The organism is Paenarthrobacter nitroguajacolicus (assembly GCF_007786235.1).
Taxonomy (GTDB): domain Bacteria; phylum Actinomycetota; class Actinomycetes; order Actinomycetales; family Micrococcaceae; genus Arthrobacter; species Arthrobacter nitroguajacolicus_A.
In genome coordinates, this window is the sequence record NZ_VNFK01000004.1 from 182,268 (window position 1) to 197,303 (window position 15,036).

The 15,036-nt window shown below is 62.6% G+C and carries 18 protein-coding genes and 1 tRNA gene; 9 read left to right on the forward strand and 10 right to left on the reverse strand.

Annotated elements, in window-relative coordinates; all coding sequences use genetic code 11:
• The first annotated feature begins 51 nt into the window (after positions 1–51).
• Positions 52–729, forward strand: a complete 678-nt coding sequence (locus tag FQP90_RS06650; RefSeq protein WP_144648908.1) for an ABC transporter ATP-binding protein — start codon at positions 52–54, stop codon at positions 727–729.
• On the forward strand, positions 716–2,263 hold the full coding sequence (locus tag FQP90_RS06655; protein ID WP_208759954.1) for a DUF6297 family protein: 1,548 nt from the start codon (positions 716–718) through the stop codon (positions 2,261–2,263). Before FQP90_RS06650 ends, FQP90_RS06655 begins: the two co-directional genes overlap by 14 nt.
• A gap of 2 nt (positions 2,264–2,265) precedes the next feature.
• Here FQP90_RS06655 and FQP90_RS06660 read toward each other — a convergent pair whose 3' ends face one another.
• The gene (locus FQP90_RS06660) at positions 2,266–3,117 is read right to left on the reverse strand and encodes a PhzF family phenazine biosynthesis protein (protein WP_144648911.1); all 852 of its coding nucleotides are present in this window, start codon (positions 3,115–3,117) and stop codon (positions 2,266–2,268) included.
• Between the two features lie 58 nt (positions 3,118–3,175).
• Here FQP90_RS06660 and FQP90_RS06665 point away from each other — a divergent pair, with 58 nt between their 5' ends.
• Entirely contained in the window at positions 3,176–3,598 is a 423-nt protein-coding gene (locus FQP90_RS06665) for a DUF1801 domain-containing protein (RefSeq protein ID WP_144648913.1), read from the forward strand.
• A 141-nt stretch (positions 3,599–3,739) separates the two neighbouring features.
• Here the strand turns inward: FQP90_RS06665 and rplI are convergent, their stop codons facing one another.
• The 4 genes from rplI to rpsF all read right to left on the reverse strand — a co-directional run bounded on the left by rplI (position 3,740) and on the right by rpsF (position 5,516).
• Positions 3,740–4,192 carry a 50S ribosomal protein L9 gene (gene rplI, locus FQP90_RS06670; RefSeq protein ID WP_017197273.1) on the reverse strand — a complete coding sequence of 151 codons (453 nt, stop codon included), beginning with the start codon at positions 4,190–4,192 and terminating at the stop codon, positions 3,740–3,742.
• Positions 4,193–4,210: 18 nt separating this feature from the next.
• Positions 4,211–4,450 carry a 30S ribosomal protein S18 gene (gene rpsR / locus FQP90_RS06675; protein WP_003800144.1) on the reverse strand — a complete coding sequence of 80 codons (240 nt, stop codon included), beginning with the start codon at positions 4,448–4,450 and terminating at the stop codon, positions 4,211–4,213.
• Positions 4,451–4,578: 128 nt separating this feature from the next.
• Positions 4,579–5,160, reverse strand: coding sequence for a single-stranded DNA-binding protein (locus tag FQP90_RS06680; RefSeq protein WP_144648914.1), 582 nt, complete (start codon positions 5,158–5,160; stop codon positions 4,579–4,581).
• A gap of 50 nt (positions 5,161–5,210) precedes the next feature.
• Positions 5,211–5,516: a 30S ribosomal protein S6 gene (rpsF, locus tag FQP90_RS06685; protein WP_011776755.1), complete on the reverse strand. Its 306-nt coding sequence runs from the start codon at positions 5,514–5,516 to the stop codon at positions 5,211–5,213.
• Between the two features lie 231 nt (positions 5,517–5,747).
• Here rpsF and FQP90_RS06695 point away from each other — a divergent pair, with 231 nt between their 5' ends.
• A complete protein-coding gene (locus FQP90_RS06695) occupies positions 5,748–6,086 on the forward strand; it encodes a YnfA family protein (protein WP_144648917.1) in 339 nt (112 codons plus the stop codon).
• An 87-nt stretch (positions 6,087–6,173) separates the two neighbouring features.
• On the opposite strand, the gene FQP90_RS06700 is transcribed toward FQP90_RS06695, so the two are convergent.
• Positions 6,174–6,256, reverse strand: a tRNA-Leu gene (locus FQP90_RS06700).
• A gap of 118 nt (positions 6,257–6,374) precedes the next feature.
• Between FQP90_RS06700 and FQP90_RS23245 the strand changes: the two genes are divergently transcribed.
• Positions 6,375–6,539 (forward strand): hypothetical protein, encoded by a 165-nt coding sequence (locus tag FQP90_RS23245; RefSeq protein WP_167510423.1) that lies wholly within the window; start codon positions 6,375–6,377, stop codon positions 6,537–6,539.
• 9 nt (positions 6,540–6,548) lie between these two features.
• Positions 6,549–7,208 (forward strand): DUF1345 domain-containing protein, encoded by a 660-nt coding sequence (locus FQP90_RS06705; RefSeq protein WP_244296557.1) that lies wholly within the window; start codon positions 6,549–6,551, stop codon positions 7,206–7,208.
• 94 nt (positions 7,209–7,302) lie between these two features.
• Here FQP90_RS06705 and FQP90_RS06710 read toward each other — a convergent pair whose 3' ends face one another.
• The 4 genes from FQP90_RS06710 to FQP90_RS06725 all read right to left on the reverse strand — a co-directional run bounded on the left by FQP90_RS06710 (position 7,303) and on the right by FQP90_RS06725 (position 12,212).
• Complete coding sequence (locus FQP90_RS06710) at positions 7,303–8,706, reverse strand: amino acid permease (protein ID WP_144648918.1); 1,404 nt, start codon at positions 8,704–8,706, stop codon at positions 7,303–7,305.
• 220 nt (positions 8,707–8,926) lie between these two features.
• Positions 8,927–10,234: a M18 family aminopeptidase gene (locus FQP90_RS06715; protein WP_144648920.1), complete on the reverse strand. Its 1,308-nt coding sequence runs from the start codon at positions 10,232–10,234 to the stop codon at positions 8,927–8,929.
• 37 nt (positions 10,235–10,271) lie between these two features.
• Positions 10,272–11,198, reverse strand: coding sequence for an intradiol ring-cleavage dioxygenase (locus tag FQP90_RS06720; RefSeq protein ID WP_244296558.1), 927 nt, complete (start codon positions 11,196–11,198; stop codon positions 10,272–10,274).
• A 72-nt stretch (positions 11,199–11,270) separates the two neighbouring features.
• On the reverse strand, positions 11,271–12,212 hold the full coding sequence (locus FQP90_RS06725; RefSeq protein ID WP_144648922.1) for a LysR family transcriptional regulator: 942 nt from the start codon (positions 12,210–12,212) through the stop codon (positions 11,271–11,273).
• 123 nt (positions 12,213–12,335) lie between these two features.
• Here FQP90_RS06725 and FQP90_RS06730 point away from each other — a divergent pair, with 123 nt between their 5' ends.
• The 3 genes from FQP90_RS06730 to FQP90_RS06740 are packed head-to-tail and all read left to right on the forward strand — an operon-like array spanning position 12,336 to position 14,970.
• Positions 12,336–13,328: a DUF1852 domain-containing protein gene (locus tag FQP90_RS06730; protein ID WP_144648924.1), complete on the forward strand. Its 993-nt coding sequence runs from the start codon at positions 12,336–12,338 to the stop codon at positions 13,326–13,328.
• Between the two features lie 20 nt (positions 13,329–13,348).
• Complete coding sequence (locus tag FQP90_RS06735; protein ID WP_144648926.1) at positions 13,349–14,395, forward strand: methionine synthase; 1,047 nt, start codon at positions 13,349–13,351, stop codon at positions 14,393–14,395.
• Positions 14,396–14,397: 2 nt separating this feature from the next.
• Complete coding sequence (locus tag FQP90_RS06740; protein ID WP_144648927.1) at positions 14,398–14,970, forward strand: flavin reductase family protein; 573 nt, start codon at positions 14,398–14,400, stop codon at positions 14,968–14,970.
• Positions 14,971–15,036: the final 66 nt, after the last annotated feature.

Sequence of the window (15,036 nt, forward strand, 5' to 3'; positions counted from 1 at the left end):
ACGCTAAACGCTGCAGACGGGCGGCGCCAATCCCGCCGGTAGGGTTGCAGCATGGGGACAGTCTTGGAAGCCGAAGGCTTGATGGTCGGGTATGCCGGGGCTCCGGTGTGCGGTGAAGTTTCTGCGTCAGTGGACGCAGGTGAGGTCTTGGGAATCGTCGGCGTCAATGGCGCGGGCAAGTCCACGGTGGCTCGAACCATCGCGGGCCGGCAGGCTTCGTTGGCAGGAGACGTGAAGGTCCACGGGCTTCTGATCGATCCCGACGCCGTGCCATTCCGCAGGCAGGTGTCCGCGGTCTTCGATGACGACCTCTTCTTCCCCTCCCTCACTGTGCGCGAACACCTGCTCCTCATCGCCCGCGGACACTCGCTTGATGACCCCGAAGGGCGCGTGGAGGAAGAACTCCGGTTCTTCGGGCTTGTGGGCAGGTCGCACGCAATCCCCGATGCCCTCTCATCCGGCCAGCGGCGCAGGCTGTTGCTTGCCGCCGGACTCATCCGCCCGTCGTCGCTCCTGATCCTTGATGAGCCGGAACAGCGGCTCGATCCACGGATGCGGACAGCCCTCGGTGAGCGCATCGCCGAGCACGCCAAGGACGGCGGCGCGGTGGTTCTGGTGACCCACGATCCTCAATTGCTGCTCGCTACGGCGTCGTCGTGTTTGGTCATTGATGAAGAAGTCCAGGAATTCGACCCTGAGCAGGGGGCTTCGATCATTGCGGGGTCCTGACGTACTCACCATTGAACGCCCACAGGAGAGTCGCCGGACAGCTGCTGACCTTGTGCGCTTTACCCACCGATCCTCCCGGCGCTACAAACGCAGCCGGATCTCGTGGGGTGACCGGTTCGTCGACGCCTATAGTTGGGCCCTCGGCATAGCTGTCTCCCTCACCATCGCTGCCTCCTTCGTCCTGGCCCTCCGCAACGAACTCGCGGACCGCGCGTCGACATCCACCAGCATCATCCGGGAGCAGTGGCTTGCCATTCCGGAGCCCCTGCTATGGACATCCGTGACGTTTGCTGCTCTCCTCGTCATGAGCAACCTCGCGCGGAAGCTGGGACCTGTCACCGTCAACGGACCCGAGAGCACGTGGTGGCTGACCCTTCCGATCGACCGCCGTCCCATGGTCCTTCCGCGGTTCCTCCGCAAAGTGGGCCTTGCCGCGGCCGGATCGGCGATCACCTACCTGCCCTTCAGCTTGGTGACCAGCGTTGACCGCACTCCTCTGGAACACATATTTGCGGCGCTCACATTCGGTGCGGCCGCTGTCCTGGCGATCACTTTGGCGGCCATGCAGCAGCTCCGTTCATTGGGTCCCCGGGTGGGGCGGTTGGTGACGACGGCTGCCCTGCTCGCGTGCGCGGTCCTCCCGGCGTTGTCGTCGTCTCCGTGGCCAACAGCGTTGGCAGGCGTTGCCGCCGTCGGACTCTTGGGCAGCGTAGCGCCGCGCGCAGGCGAGGTACGCGGCCACGAGCTGGTTCGCGGCGGCGCCGTGGCCGGTCATGCCGGCGCATCACTGTTCATGATGGATTCCAATGAGGTGCTGCGCGCTCTCAGCGGCGGTCAAAAGAGGGTCGACGGCGGCAGAGCAGCCGCGTTCTTCGCCCGCCCAGTGCGTGGCCCGCTTCGGGCACAGATCCGCGCCGACGTGGTGGCCTTCCTCCGGCTCAATCCACCGCTTTCTCCGCCGCTGCTGTGGATAGCCGCTTGCATCGCGGTTCTCCTTGTCGACGGCGGCCTGCCCGAGTTCGCCCAGCTGGCCGTCATCGTGGTTGCAGGCTGTGCGACGTCTTCCGGAATGGGTACCGTGGCACGGAAGACGGCCTTGGTTCCTGAACTCGACGCACTGCTGCCCCTGCATCCGGCATTGGTGCGGACCAGCCGGACGCTCATGCCGTGCCTGGCGATGGCCGCGTGGATGGCGGTACTCAGTGCGCTCTTGGTCCTCCTTGGTGCCGCTAACCCCGCCTTGATCGGAGTAGGCGCCGTGGCAGGATTCGGTATGGGTGCCGGGTCCCTCCGCTCAGCAACACGAACACCACCGGACTGGTCGGCGCCGCCAGTAGAAACCCCTTTCGGCCCAGTTCCCCGCGCTCAACTGGGTTCGCTGCTTCGCGGGCTGGACGTGACAATCCTGGCGATGGTTCCGCTGCTGGTCGCCCTGTATCTCGGCTACGTGCCGATATCCGTGATGCTGGTGCAGGTGGCGATCAGTGTCGGCATCGTCCTGCTGGTTGTGCTGACGCGGCCAAAACGCAGCTGACTCTATAGCAACACCGTGCCTTGGATGCACGTGGCCGACGCTCCGCCGATCCAGATCTCCCCACCCTCAGCCTTGACGTGGATGCGCCCGGCACGGCCCAGCACCGTGCCCTGCGCAGCGACATACTCGTCCGGAGCCCGCCCACTGCCGATCAGCCACTGGGCCGCCCCGGCGTTGAAGCTGCCTGTCACCGGGTCCTCCACCATGGCATCGCCGGGAATGAACGTACGGACTTCGAAATCGACGTCGGCATCCGGCTGGTGCGGGCCGATCACGCCAACCTTGAGGTCACCCATGGCAACGAGATCCGGTTGGATCGCCAGCACCTGTTCAGCTGATTCAAGGAGCACGCCGATCCACTGCGGGCCATTGACCAGCCACGATGCGTCTACCAGTGCCTCCTCCGGCAGCCGCAGCCCGGCCGCGAGTTGAACGCGGACAGCGTCGCTTACCGGTTCGAAGCGCGTCAGTGGCGGCGCAGCAAAAGCCAAGCGACCGGCGTCGTGCTTGACACGAACCAAGCCCGCACCGCACTCCTGAACCAGGACGCCGTCAGTCTTGGGCACTCCCCCGGCCTGAAGCCAGGTGTGTGCGGACCCAAGCGTCGGGTGCCCCGCAAAGGGAAACTCCTCGCTGCCCGTGAAGATCCGAACCTTGTAGTCCGCAGCCGGATCCGTGGCTGGCAGGAGGAACGTGGTTTCCGAGAGGTTGGTCCAGTTGGCAAAGTGCTGCATGGCCTCGCTGCTGAGGCCTTCGGCATCGACGACGACGGCAAGCGGGTTCCCGAGGTACGGCTGCTCGGAGAACACGTCAATTTGGTGGAACGGGCGGATGCGGAGGGCTTCTGAAGTCACCGCTGCAGGCTATCATCGGGTGCTGGCAGGCATGCCACGCGTCTGCGAAACTACCATCATGGCAGAGAACAAGACGCAGCCCACGGACGTATCCGTGGAGGAATTCCTGGCCGCTGTGGAGCACCCAACGCGGCGGGCAGACGGCTTCGAATTGCTGGACATGATGCGTGAGCTCACAGGCCAGGAAGCCGTCATGTGGGGTCCGACCATCGTCGGATTCGGCAGCTATCACTACAAATACGACAGTGGCCGCGAGGGTGACGCCGCCGCCGTCGGCTTTTCACCGCGCAAGGCCAATCTGGTGCTCTATGGCGTCACCGAAGGCCCGCACGCAGACAGGCTGCTCCCTGAGCTCGGCAAGCACAAGACCAGCACGGCCTGCCTCTATGTCACCAAGCTCGATGACGTGGACAGGGGTGTCTTGGCCGAGATGATCCGCACCGGCTACCAGCACGTCATGTCGGAGTACCACACGCCGTAGCCGGTCCCCCGAGTTGGCAGTTAATGACAGTTCCAAGCATCAACATTGGCATTAAATGGCATCTCGGCGGAGGACTGTGGGGAAGAAAAAAGGCCCCCGCCACCGGATTCCGGTAGCGGGGGCCTTCTTTGCAGTCAGAGACTACTTGCTTGCAACGACCTCGAGGTCGATGACAGCAGAAACATCCTCGTGCAGGCGAACGTTGGCCGTGTACGAACCGACAGACTTGATGTGGTTCGGCAGTTCAACGTTGCGCTTGTCGATGGCGCCGAGGCCAGCGGCCTCAACAGCAGCAGCGACATCAGCAGGCTTGACGGTGCCGAAGAGACGACCGGACTCGCCGGCCTTCACCTCGAGCTTGACCTTCTTGGAGGACAGAGCCTGGGCCTGTGCCTGTGCAGCTTCAACAGAAGCGTGCGCACGAGCGGCACGAGCAGCCTTGATGGACTCAACCTGCTTCTCGCCACCCTTGGTCCAGGTCAGAGCGAAGCCGCGGGGCAGCAGGAAGTTACGTGCGTAACCGTCCTTGACCTCGACAACGTCGCCAGCAGCACCGAGACCGGTTACTTCGTGGGTCAGAATGAGCTTTGCCATGTTAGTTAATCCCTTCCCTTAGCCGCGGCCAGCGCCGGAGTAAGGCAGCAGAGCAACTTCGCGGGCGTTCTTGATTGCCTGGGCGATCTTGCGCTGTTCCTGAACGGTAACGCCAGTAACGCGACGAGCGCGGATCTTTCCGCGGTCGGAGATGAACTTGCGCAGCAATGCTACGTCCTTGTAGTCGATGACAGTGATGTCAGCGGCCTTCAAGGGGTTGGACTTTGGTTTGGGCTTACGGAGTTCAGCCTTAGCCATCGTGGAGCTCCTTTTCTATGGAGCCCGTGGATATTGATCCACGGGATGGTGGTGTTCGACGGCGGTCGTCACCGAGGTGCCTTTCGGCAGTTCCGGTGAGTGTCCGGCGTCGGACTTTTATTTTTTGTTTAGAAGGGAGGTTCGGAATCCGGGCCGTTGCCCCAGCCGCCAGCATTGCTGACACCGGGCGTAGCCCAAGGGTCATCCTGCTGTTGTGCGGGCTGGTTGCCGCCCCAGGCTCCACCGGAGTTGCCGCCGCCCTGGTTTCCACCAGGAGCGCCACCCCCAAAGCCACCGGAATTACCGGCGTTACCGCCACCGAAGCCACCCTGGCCACCGCCGGAGCGCTGGGTACGGTTGACCTTGGCGTTTGCGTAACGCAGGCTGGGGCCGATTTCATCGACCTCAAGCTCGATAACGGTGCGCTTCTCGCCTTCCTTGGTTTCGTAGGAACGGCTCTTCAAACGGCCGGAAACAATGACGCGCATGCCCTTTGTGAGGGACTCGGCCACGTTCTCGGCTGCTTCGCGCCATACCGATGCGCGGAGGAACAGGGTTTCCCCGTCCTTCCACTCATTGGACTGGCGGTCAAAGGTCCGGGGAGTAGAAGCGATGGTGAAGTTCGCTACTGCCGAGCCAGACGGGGTGAACCGCAGCTCCGGGTCATTGGTGAGATTACCGATGACCGTAATAGTGGTTTCGCCTGCCATCTACTGCCTCCTTGTTCGTTCCTGCGGGGTAAAGATCTGGAAGGGGCTGATTACTCAGCAACGACCTTCTGGTCTTCAGGGCGGATGATCTTGGTGCGCATGATCGTCTCGTTGAGAGACAGCTGGCGATCAAGTTCCTTGGCGGTAGCCGGTGCAGCGGTGAAGTTCACCACGGCGTAGATACCTTCGGACTTCTTCTTGATGTCGTACGCCAGACGGCGACGGCCCCAGATGTCAACCTTTTCGATGGTTCCACCATCTGTGGTGATGACATTGAGGAACTTCTGAAGCGACGACTCTACGGTACGCTCTTCGACCTCGGGGTCGATGATTACCATCAATTCGTAAGGACGCATATGTGAACCCACCTCCTTTGGGCTAAGCGGTTACGGTATTTCCGTAACAGGAGGTTCATTTGCGATGCTGTGGCTCGCTCCCCCGCCGAAGACTCGGAAGGAGGGCGCAACACAGACTTCAATATCTTAGTGCATCTCCTGCACTCAAAGCTATTCGGCGGGATGCGTGGCAGAAACCCTCTGAACGGCGTATGTGGATAACCCAGCCTCGGTCCAGTGAATACTGGTCTCATGACCGTCCTGAAGTCCATCGTCCTCTTCGTGTTGGCTGCCGTCGCAGAGATCGGCGGAGCCTGGCTCATCTGGCAGGCAGTACGTGAGGGCAAGGCGTGGTGGTGGGCCGGACTCGGCATCGTGGCACTGGGCATCTACGGCTTCTTCGCAGCCTTCCAACCGGATGCCCACTTCGGCCGGGTCCTGGCCGCGTACGGCGGTGTGTTCATTGCCGGCTCGCTTGCGTGGGGGATGCTCATGGATGGGTTCAGGCCGGACCGCTGGGACGTCATCGGCGCCGCCATCTGCCTCGTTGGCGTGGGCGTCATCATGTTTGCGCCCCGGCCGGGCGCATAGGCCGCCGCATAAGCCGGGCGCATAGGCCGCGCGCTCACATCGGGAACTGGAAAACCCCCGGAAGGCGACCTTCCGGGGGTTTCTTTGTGCGCGGAGGGGGACTTGAACCCCCACCCCCTTTCGAGGACTAGCACCTCAAGCTAGCGCGTCTGCCATTCCGCCACCCGCGCAAGGTGATCAGGAGAACGGTGTTTCGTTTTTCTCCTCGACAGCGACAAAGACACTAACACGAAGGAGGCCAATCCGTGGATTCCGGATGTCTTCATGGCGGCCCGCTAGGGTAGGCGCATGGATGCCACACCCCTGAACACCATGGTCCTGACCGTCGTCTTCGCCGCGATCGCGCTCTATGCCCTCTACTTCGTGATCCGATCCGGCGTGCGGGACGGCATCCTCCTGGCCGACAAGAAACGGGGCACCGCCGACACGGCCGAGCACAACACCGATGGTTAGGGCGTACAAATGAGCCCAGTCAGAGTGAGGCGCTCACGGTTGCGCTTCATCGTCATGGTGGTGGCCAGCACCGCGGCAGTAATCGCCACAGGCCTCAGTGGCAATTGGGTGGACGCCCCGGCCATCGGTTGGGCGGTTGCCGCGTTGATCTATGTGGCTTGGGTGTGGCTGGTGATCGCCCGGTTGGATCCAAGTGAAACCCAGCAGCACGCAACGTCCGAGGATCCTTCCCGCGGAACCACGGACCTGCTGATCCTCGTCGCGAATCTTGCCAGCCTCGCCGCAGTGGCCGCGGTAATCGTCAACTCACATGCGGAGGCCACGGGAACCCGCTTGTACTCGGGCGGGCTTGCACTCGCTTGCGTTGCGCTGTCCTGGATGCTCGTCCAGACGCTCTTCACTCTTCGCTATGCCGAGCTCTACTACAGCCCGGAATCCGACGCCGGCGGTGAGGTGGGTGGCATCAGCTTCAACCAGGACCGACTCCCGCAGTACACGGATTTCGCCTACTTGGCCACCAGCCTGGGGATGACCTATCAGGTCTCGGACACCAACATTGGAAACCACAAGATCCGGGTAGAGGCGTTGAAACACAGCCTGCTGTCCTACTTGTTCGGTACTGTCATCCTCGCCGTGACCATCAACCTCGTCATTGGGCTGGCGCAGTAGCGCCTCACGAGGCGCCTTCCACAACACAACAGGGCAGCCGCCGTCGAACGTTGACGGAAGCTGCCCCGCTGTTAAAGGGCGCGGACGACGCCGGTCAGGAACCGATGTTGGCGCGCTCGGCTTCTGCGGTGGTCGCCTCGGGTGGGGTGGCACCACGCTTGCGGTACCGCCATACCCCAATGCCCACCACAACGGCAGCCAAGGCCAGCGACAGGAAGAGCGACTCACGGGTGGATTCGAGGATGACCATGCCGATGATGAGCGCCACGATGCTGCCAATTGCGATCCACGTGAGGTACGGGAAGAACCACATCTTGAGGTCAAGGTCCTTGGCGGCTGCGCCCATCCGTCGGCGCAGGATCAGCTGCGAGGACGCGATAACCAGCCATACAAACAGCGCAATGGCGCCCGAAGTGTTCACAAGGAACAAGAACACGGTGTCCGGGGCGATGTAGTTCAGGCCTACGGTGATGAACCCCACCACGGTGGAGGCGAGGACTGCAGCAGCCGGAACGCCGCGCTTGGAGATCTTCATCCAGGACTTGGGAGCGTCGCCACGCTGCGAGAGCGAGAACAGCATGCGGCTGGCGGTGTAGAGCCCCGAGTTCAGGCAAGAGAGCACCGAGGTGAGGACAACAATGTCCATGATGGTGCCGGCGCCGGGGATTCCGTAGAGCTCGATCACGGCGACGTACGGGCTCTTGGCCACGGAGGCGTCGTTCCACGGGAGGAGTGTGACCACGATGGCGATGGAGCCGATGTAGAAGATGAGGATGCGCCACACGGTGGACTTCACGGCCTTCTTGACGGCGTCCACGGGGTTCTCGGATTCGCCGGCGGCGATGGTGGCGATTTCCGCACCGAAGAAGGAGAAGACCACCACGAGGATGCCCGCAAGGACGGCACCAGGACCATTCGGCATGAAGCCGCCCTGATCCAGGAGGTTGGCGACGCCCGGCGCGGAAACACCGGGCATGAGGCCGAGGATAGCGGCAATGCCGGCCAGCAGGAAGATCACGATGGCGGCCACCTTGATGGACGCGAACCAGAACTCGAACTCGCCGTAGGACTTCACGGAGCCGAGGTTGGTCAGTGTCAGGAGGACCATGAGGACAAGTGCCCAGATCCACTGGTCGACGCCGGGAACCCAGCGGTGCATGATGGCGGCGCCGGCCGTGGCCTCGATGCCCAGGACGATGATCCAGAACCAGGCGTAGAGCCAGCCGATACTGAATCCGGCCCAGCGGCCAAGTGCCTTGTCAGCATAGGTGGAGAACGAGCCCGTCTCGGGGTTGGCTGCCGCCATCTCGCCAAGCATGCGCATGACGAGGATGACCACCAGGCCGGCGGCGAGGTAGGCCACCAGGATGCCCGGACCGGCCTGCTGAATGGCAGCCCCGGAGCCAACGAAAAGGCCAGCTCCGATGACGCCGGCGATGGCGATCATGGAGAGGTGTCGGGGCTTGAGGGACTTGGAAAGCTGTTGGTCAGCGTGCATGGATCGGCGCCGTCCTTTAGTTTGGGGTTGGCCACGGTGTGTGCCACTGGCCACATGACTAGTTCACGCTAGCCTGCTGCACGGCCCCGAATCCTGTGCAACTGAACATTTTGCTGATCCCCAAACAGGGACGATGCACAAAATGTAAACCCTGAGGCATCCGAAGTTTTCTATAGGAAACTTCCGTAATACCCCTGAAATGACTGTTTGAGGCTTCAGCCTAGACGGCAGTGCGGAAGAACAGCTCCGCCACCGTGGCCAGGCTCTTGGGATCTTCCACGCCGCACAGCTCCCGCGCCGAGTGCATGGACAGCAGTGGGATACCCACATCCACCGTCCGGATTCCGAGGCGGGTGGCGGTCAGGGGTCCGATGGTGGAACCACAGGGGAGGTCATTGTTGGAGACGTACTCCTGGTACGGAACGTCCGCTTCATCGCACAGCCGTGCCCAGAGCGCAGCACCTGTGGCATCCGTGGCATAACGCTGGTTGGCGTTGATCTTCAACAACGGCCCGCCGTTCAACACCGGCTTGTTCGCGGGATCATGCTTCTCCGCATAGTTCGGGTGGACTGCGTGGCCGGCGTCCGCAGAAACACAGAACGACGCCGCCAGGGCCTGCCGCCGCTGGCTCACCGAGGCGCCGAGGCCGTCGGAGATGCGCACCAGGATGTCTTCAAGGATGGGGCCGCAGGCGCCGGAGCGCGAGTTGGAGCCGATCTCTTCATGGTCAAAGGCAGCCAGAACCGCGATGGGGCCATCTGCCGGTACCGCAGAAGCGAGCGCTATCAACGCCACCAGGCCAGCGTGTGTGGAGGAAAGGTTATCCATGCGCCCCGATGCGAAGAACTCACTCTTGGCCCCGAAAACCGCGGGTGCTTGCGTGTCTGCCACCACGACGTCGTACCCGCCGATATCAGCAGCATCAACGGTGGCGCCTTCAACGCGAGCGGCGAGCAGCGCCAGAAGATCTTCGCCGGCAGGATCGCCTTGTCCAAAGACGGGGTTCATGTGCTGCTGCTTGGACAGGTGCAGGCCGTTGTCGTTGACCCCCCGGTCCAAGTGAATGGCCAGCTGCGGGAACCGAAGGAGCGGCCCCGTGGCAGTCAGGTATTGGGTACCGTCGCGCAACACCAAGCGGCCGGCCAGCTGCAGTTCGCGGTCCAGCCATGAGTTCAGGAGCGGTCCGCCATAGACCTCTACGCCGGCCTGCAGCCAACCGAACCTGCCCGTGGTGGGCTTGGGCTTGAGCTTGAAGGACGGCGAATCCGTGTGCGCGCCGAGGATGTTGAAACCAGTGGTGGGGCCTGCGTTCTCCGGGGTCACCCAGGCAATAAGCGCGCCATCGCGGATGACGTAGAACTTGCCTGCTCCTCCGTCCCACGGCTGCAGTTCGTCCAGTCCCGTGAAGCCTGCGGCGTCCAGCCGACGGGCGGCTTCGTGCGCGGCGTGGAAGCTCGACGGCGACGCCGATACATACGCGCCGAGGTCCTGGATGTGGTCAACTGCTGCGGAGGCATTCGAAGGCATGCCCCCGAGTCTAGCCCCGCTTTCGCTGTCGGCCGGGCTAAACGGTGACGTTCAAGGCGGCCGTGTAGCCGCCCGCAACGGAACCAGACATAGTCGCCAACTGGTATATGCCGCCATCGTCACCAAAGACGTTATCCGAGGTCAGGGTGGTATTCGGGAAGTTCCGGGCACTGGATTCGTAGCCTGCAGTCGCGTAGACCGCCTTGCATGCCGCTTCGGTGAGCGCGATCTGCGAGACCGTCAGCACCTGACCGGCCGCCGTGGTGTTGCTCATGGATTCGAATACCTCAAAGTGAATATGTGGCCAACGGCCGTTGTAGGCACCGGGATAAATGGTGCTGAAGGTGAGTTGCCCGTTGGCGTCGGCCTCCTGCACGCCCCGCAGGTAGTTCTCGTTCTCCAGCCCTGAATCGTAGAGCGAGTACTTACCGTTTTGGTCGCAGTGCCAGGCGTACACGGCAGCGCCTGCAAGCGGGGAGCAGCCATTCGCGTTGTCCAGCAACGTCAGGGTGACTGTCAAAGGCACGCCCTCGGCCTTGGTAGTGGACGTTCCGAAGCTGGACCTGATGTCGCGACGGACAACCCCGGATGTCTCGAGCACGTTCGGACCATTCGAGCCGTCACCCGGGTAGGGGCCCAGAGTTTCTTCCGGGATCTCTACGCCGCATTCAGCGAACGCACGGGTCACGGTACTGGTGGCCGACGCTGTCGGGGAGGCCACCGCCGTCGTGCTTTCCGTCGCCGTGGCTGTTGCGCTGGTGGTGCCCGACGGCGTCGCGCCGCCACCTCCCGTACTCGGCGTACAGGCTGCAAGGGCTGCTGCCGTGCTTGCTCCGAAGAGAACTCCCAAGGTGCGGCGCCGACTCAGGAGCGTAGACAGATCGAACTGCAGGCCGCGGTCGTGGTTCGGGTGGGGCTGCCCGGTATCCATGGGTTCCTGGGAGGACTGTTGAGGAGAAGTCATGCCTCCATGAAACGCGCGCCGCCTATGCCTTGTACATGGGAGAACTGTGGCAGGCCTGTGAATCTCAGCCAGTCAGTCGATCAGCGCCACGCCGAACTCAGCGACGACGGTCCGCAGTTCCTTGAGGTAGTGCTGCGCCTGGTCGGTGAGCGGAATTGCTGCGTGGCCGATCCAGCCGATCTCGATGCGTTCGTCAACGTCGAGCGGGATGGCGACGATCTCCGGATCGAGCTCCCCGCTGATAATGCCCGTGGAGATCGTGTAGCCGTGGAGCCCGATCATCAGGTTGAAGATCGTCGCACGGTCAGAGACCCGGATCTCCTGCTTACTGGACATGGTGGAGAGAATCTCCTCGGCGAAGTAAAAGGAGTTGTTCGCACCTTGATCGAAAGTAAGCCGCGGCATGCCGGCGAGATCATCGAGGGTCGCGCGCTCTTTTGAGGCGAGCGGGTTGTGCCGTGAAATGAAAATGTGCGGATCGGCGAGGAAAAGCGGGGTGAACGCGAGCCCGGACTCCCGGAGCAGCTTGTCGATAATCTTCCGGTTGAAATCGTTCCGGTAGAGGATGCCTATCTCGCTGCGGAGCGTCCGGACATCCTCGATGATGTCCCAAGTGCGGGACTCGCGCAGCGAGAACTCGTATTCGGCCACGTCACTGGCCTTGACCATCCGGACGAAGGCGTCGACCGCGAACGAGTAGTGCTGCGTTGACACCCCGAGCAGACGTCGCCGTGGTGGCCTGCCAAGGTAGCGCTGCTCAAGGAGAGCGAACTGCTCGACGACCTGCCTCGCATAACCGAGGAACTCTGCCCCGTCGGCGGTGAGGGTTACCCCGCGGGCGGAGCGAAGCAGGAGCGAACGGCCCACCCGGGCCTCAAGATCCTTCATCGCCGCGGACATTGTCGGCTGCGCGACGTAGAGAAGATCGGCAGCCGCTGAGATCGACCCCTCCGCTGCAACTTCTATGAAGTAGCGGAGCTGCTGCAGGGTCAGACCGCTCGAAATCTGGGGCATAGGGAAATTCTATATGAATGCATAGAAGGGCCTAGTTACCCGATATCTCCAGGAAGGTTGCACCATGGATACATCCCCTTCTGAAAGGCCGTCTCCGGCCCATCACCAACGGATTGGCAGCGCATGGCAGACGACTTCACCTTCAGCATCACCACCACCCGCTTCGACGAGGACTACTCGCCGTCGGAAGGCTCCCGGATCACGACGAATTTCGCCAACCTGGCACGGGGCGAGCATCGGCAGGAGAACCTTCGCAACGCCTTGACGATGATGCGGCGCCGCTTCAACGATCTCGCAGCCTGGGACAACCCGCACCGGGACCGCTACACCCTCGAGCTTGAGATCGTCTCCGTGCAGATACAGCTCCCCACGGAAGCCACGGATCAGCAGTTTCCGCTGTTCGAGGTTCTGGACATCCAGATCGTCGACCAGCTGAACGGGGTCCGCCACCAAGGGATCGTGGGGAATAACTTCTCCTCCTACGTCCGTGACTTCGACTTCAGCGTCGTACTGCCAGCGGCAGCAGGCGACTCAGGCAAGCCCACCATTCCCGAGGACTTCGGCGATCTTCACGGCAAACTGTTCCAGCACTTCCTCGATTCCCCGGAATGCCAGGAACGCTTCCCGCAGCCGCCAGTGGTCTGCATCAGTGTCTCCACGAGCAAGACATACCGGCGAACGGGGAACCGTCACCCGGTCCTGGGCGTCGAGTACCAGCAGGACGACTTCTCGCTGACCGATCTGTACTTCGGAAAGATGGGGCTGCAGGTCCGCTACTTCATGCCACCCGGCAGCGTCGCGCCGCTCGCCTTCTATTTCCGCGGCGACCTGCTCAACGACTACTCCAACCTGCAGCTCATCGGCACGATCAGCACCATGGAGACGTTCCAGAAGATCTACCGCCCGGAGGTCTACAACGCGAACTCCGCCGCCGCCGCCGTCTACCAGCCGAGCCTGGGAGAGCAGGATTACTCGCGGACCGGGATCGCTTACGACCGCGTAGAGCGCAGTCAGCTCGCAGTCAAGCAGGCGAAGTACACGGAGGAGCACTTCATTGCTCCCCACAAGGACCTGTTGGACCGGTGGACCGCCAAATACCCCGCCCTCGTCAACTGACCCCCGGAGAAACGTCAATCATGAACACACTTTTGCCCACCACCGTCGTCGGAAGCCTGCCGAAACCATCGTGGCTCGCACAGCCGGAGACTCTTTGGTCGCCCTGGAAACTGGAGGGAGATGCGCTACTCGAAGGCAAGCAGGATGCTCTGCGCATCGCCATCCAGGAACAGACCCGGCGCGGCATCGACATCGTCAGCGACGGCGAGCAAACCCGTCAGCACTTCGTCACCACCTTCATCGAGCATCTCAGTGGGGTCGACTTTGAACAGCGCAAGACCGTGCGCATCCGCGATCGCTACGACGCGAGCGTGCCCACCGTCGTCGGAGCGGTGCGCCGCGAGCGGCCGGTATTCGTCGAAGACGCGAAGTTCCTCCGCGCAACCACAGACCGGCCGATCAAATGGACTCTTCCCGGTCCAATGACCATGGTGGACACGCTCTTCGATGACCACTACAAGAGCCGCGAGAAGCTGGCCTGGGAGTTCGCCGCGATCCTGAACGAGGAGGCGAAAGAACTGGAGGCGGCCGGGGTGGACATCATCCAGTTCGACGAGCCCGCGTTCAATGTCTTCCTCGATGAGGTCAAGGACTGGGGCGTGGCTGCCCTGGAGAGAGCGGCAGAGGGACTGCGCGCGGAGACCGCCGTGCATATCTGCTACGGCTACGGGATCAAGGCGAATACTGACTGGAAGGCGACGCTCGGCTCACAGTGGCGGCAGTACGAGGAATCGTTCCCGCTGCTGCAGAGCTCCAGCATCGACATCATCTCGCTGGAGTGCCAGAACTCCCATGTGCCCATGGACCTCATCGAGCTCCTCCGCGGCAAGAAAGTCATGCTCGGGGCAATCGACGTCGCAAATGAGACCATCGAGACCCCGGAGGAGGTCGCCGACACCCTCCGCAAGGCCCTGCAGTTCGTCGATGCGGACAAGCTCATCCCCAGCTCCAACTGTGGCATGGCACCTTTCCCCCGGGACGTCGCACTGGCCAAGCTGAGTGCTCTCAGCGCAGGGACGAACATCATTCGCGAGGAACTCGCCCGCTCCGCCCCCGGGGTGTCATAACCATGTTTCACGCCTACCCCACTGACACTTGGCTCGAGGCTCCGAAGCAAAGCTTCCCGTCCTCCCTCTCGGCCGACGAATTCAAAGCACTGTTCCGTGGCCACCCGGGAGGTGTCGCCGTCATCACGGCGGATGCCGGCGAAGGTCCGGTGGCGCTGACGGTATCGTCGGTGGTGTCAGTGAGCGCGGAACCTCCGTTGCTGATTTTCTCGGTCTCGGCACTGTCCTCTGCGTCCGAGGTGCTTTCACGCGCCGAAACCGTCGTCGTGCACCTGCTGGACGCGCACGACATCGACTTGGCGAAGTTTGGAGCAACCCCCGGCGCCGACCGCTTTGACCAGACACACCGCTGGTCCACCCTTGCAACGGGCGAAGCGGTGTATGACGATGTCCGCGCCTGGGTGCGCTGCGCCGTCATCAACCGCATGGAGGTGGGGACCTCCACCATCATCGCCGTTCACGCCCTGGAGTCCCGCGTGATGCGTGACGTCCATGCTGGCGAACACGGCGACGCCCTGGTCTACCACAACCGCTCATGGCACCGTTTGGGCGAACATTCCAAGCATGAAGGCTGAGCGCCGCGCCAACAACGCGAGGCAGCAAGAAGAACGGCGCACGACGGCGGGAGCATAACTCCCGCC

Coding starts and splice junctions, on each gene's coding strand:
- FQP90_RS06650 (WP_144648908.1), top strand. CDS start 52: ATGGGGACAGTCTTGGAAGCCGAAGGCTTGATGGTCGGGTATGCCGGG.
- FQP90_RS06665 (WP_144648913.1), top strand. CDS start 3,176: ATGGCAGAGAACAAGACGCAGCCCACGGACGTATCCGTGGAGGAATTC.
- rplI (WP_017197273.1), bottom strand. CDS start 4,192: ATGGCAAAGCTCATTCTGACCCACGAAGTAACCGGTCTCGGTGCTGCT.
- rpsR (WP_003800144.1), bottom strand. CDS start 4,450: ATGGCTAAGGCTGAACTCCGTAAGCCCAAACCAAAGTCCAACCCCTTG.
- FQP90_RS06680 (WP_144648914.1), bottom strand. CDS start 5,160: ATGGCAGGCGAAACCACTATTACGGTCATCGGTAATCTCACCAATGAC.
- rpsF (WP_011776755.1), bottom strand. CDS start 5,516: ATGCGTCCTTACGAATTGATGGTAATCATCGACCCCGAGGTCGAAGAG.
- FQP90_RS06695 (WP_144648917.1), top strand. CDS start 5,748: ATGACCGTCCTGAAGTCCATCGTCCTCTTCGTGTTGGCTGCCGTCGCA.
- FQP90_RS23245 (WP_167510423.1), top strand. CDS start 6,375: ATGGATGCCACACCCCTGAACACCATGGTCCTGACCGTCGTCTTCGCC.
- FQP90_RS06705 (WP_244296557.1), top strand. CDS start 6,549: ATGAGCCCAGTCAGAGTGAGGCGCTCACGGTTGCGCTTCATCGTCATG.
- FQP90_RS06710 (WP_144648918.1), bottom strand. CDS start 8,706: ATGCACGCTGACCAACAGCTTTCCAAGTCCCTCAAGCCCCGACACCTC.
- FQP90_RS06715 (WP_144648920.1), bottom strand. CDS start 10,234: ATGCCTTCGAATGCCTCCGCAGCAGTTGACCACATCCAGGACCTCGGC.
- FQP90_RS06720 (WP_244296558.1), bottom strand. CDS start 11,198: ATGACTTCTCCTCAACAGTCCTCCCAGGAACCCATGGATACCGGGCAG.
- FQP90_RS06725 (WP_144648922.1), bottom strand. CDS start 12,212: ATGCCCCAGATTTCGAGCGGTCTGACCCTGCAGCAGCTCCGCTACTTC.
- FQP90_RS06730 (WP_144648924.1), top strand. CDS start 12,336: ATGGCAGACGACTTCACCTTCAGCATCACCACCACCCGCTTCGACGAG.
- FQP90_RS06735 (WP_144648926.1), top strand. CDS start 13,349: ATGAACACACTTTTGCCCACCACCGTCGTCGGAAGCCTGCCGAAACCA.
- FQP90_RS06740 (WP_144648927.1), top strand. CDS start 14,398: ATGTTTCACGCCTACCCCACTGACACTTGGCTCGAGGCTCCGAAGCAA.